At 59.4% G+C, this 1,547-nt stretch carries 3 protein-coding genes; all 3 read right to left on the bottom strand.

Features of this window, described 5'->3' with window-relative positions; translation table 11 throughout:
* A partial coding sequence (locus tag AC0T5L_RS27080; protein WP_476168326.1) for a hypothetical protein occupies window positions 1–297 on the bottom strand: 297 nt, incomplete at its 3' end.
* Window positions 298–335: 38 nt separating this feature from the next.
* Window positions 336–626 carry a hypothetical protein gene (locus AC0T5L_RS27075; RefSeq protein WP_476168325.1) on the bottom strand — a complete coding sequence of 97 codons (291 nt, stop codon included), beginning with the start codon at window positions 624–626 and terminating at the stop codon, window positions 336–338.
* A 160-nt stretch (window positions 627–786) separates the two neighbouring features.
* Window positions 787–1,359, bottom strand: coding sequence for a hypothetical protein (locus AC0T5L_RS27070; protein ID WP_476168324.1), 573 nt, complete (start codon window positions 1,357–1,359; stop codon window positions 787–789).
* Window positions 1,360–1,547: the final 188 nt, after the last annotated feature.

Below are 1,547 nucleotides of genomic sequence, written 5' to 3'. Positions count from 1 at the left end.
CGCCAGTCTTTGGCGGCGTTGTTCGGCGCGACGCCCAGCCTCGGCCAAACGAGCCAACCTCTCCTCCTCAGCCCGCCTCACCCGCGGATCAGCCGGATGCGCCTGACCCGTCGTCGCGTGCACCATATCCGCCTGCAAATAATGCGACAACGACCAACCATCACCACCCAACGCCACCGCGGACGCCGAATCCACAGGCAAATAACGCACCAACACAGCCAAACGACGCAAACTCAACCGACCCCGCCACAGATCAGCCAACTCAATCCAATAAAAACGAGCAAGATCAGCCTCCACCGCACCAGGATGCTCCCGGAGAAGACGGAGGAGGCGAACTATTCCCCCGGAGAATCAAAACCATAAACCCCAGCGATCTGCTCCGCCAAAGCATTCAAATCACCAAGAGTCGCACCAGAATCCTTCAAACGCCCCCACTGCGCCGCACCCAGCAAACTACGCAGCGCAGCCACGATCTTGCCCTCCTCGAAACCCTCCAACGCAGCCAACGGCCACTGCTCAGAAGAAGCAGGAAGAACATACTCAACCTCCCCCAGAACCAACCTCTTCGGCTCAGACACACCAACAGCCTCATCCCGAACAGCAGCAGCCACACCCACATCACTCATAACACAATTCCTCTCACACGAAACAGACACACCACACGCGGCCCACAAAAACAACCCCCAACAAAAAGGGGAAACAAGGAAGCCGGGCCGGGCGAACCGCGCGAACCCCCGACCCAGCCGAAAAACTCAATCAACAACCACCCGCAGGCAGCACCACCCCCTACACCTCCGGATCCCCACCAGCAGCAGGACGACCCTTATAGGTGTAGAACAGCGCCGGCTCATCACCCTCAGTCGGGAAAATCGACACCGTGATCTCACGCTTGGCGATCTCCGTAGCGTTCTCCGTCGACTCACCCCGCTCAGCCACCTGAGCGTAATTCGCCGACACCGTACGCTTGACCAGATCACCCGTACGCGTCTCGAACGCGATCTTGAACCGGGCCTGAAGATCCGGAACATTGATCTGGCCCTCGTAACCGCCCTCGCCGTCGAAATCCACACTGTGACCCGGATACATCAGGTCATACACCGTCTTGTTGTCCTCGAACGGCAGGAACTTACGCGTCACCTTGAAGTTGTTATGAGTCGAGGCGACCAGCACCCCGCCCCACGCGTACAGATCCTCCGACTCCGCCTCGATCGTCTCGGTGAAACCCTCCTCACCGTCAAGCAGCCCCACCTGCTCCCACTCCGCACCGAACGGCTCCCCGCCCTGAGGAATCGCAGCATCCACCGGAGCGATGAACACATCCGCGTGCGACCACACACTGGCGTTGTTGGCGTTACCCATATCAAAACCCTTCCTAGGGCAATCGACTACATCTTCGAAACAGCACCCCGAAGCCCACGAAAGACCACGGGGCACGAACAGAACTGACCAGGAACCGGTCAGGAAGGACGCTGGATCACCAGCACCACGAAAGCGGCATGAGGCTCAGGAACCTCCCGATCAAAACCCGCCACAACCCCCTCCACCTG

Source organism: Nocardiopsis sp. TRM 82005, assembly GCF_056312425.1.
Note: the sequence above shows the minus strand (reverse complement) of the source record. Positions and strands in the feature narration are given on the sequence as shown.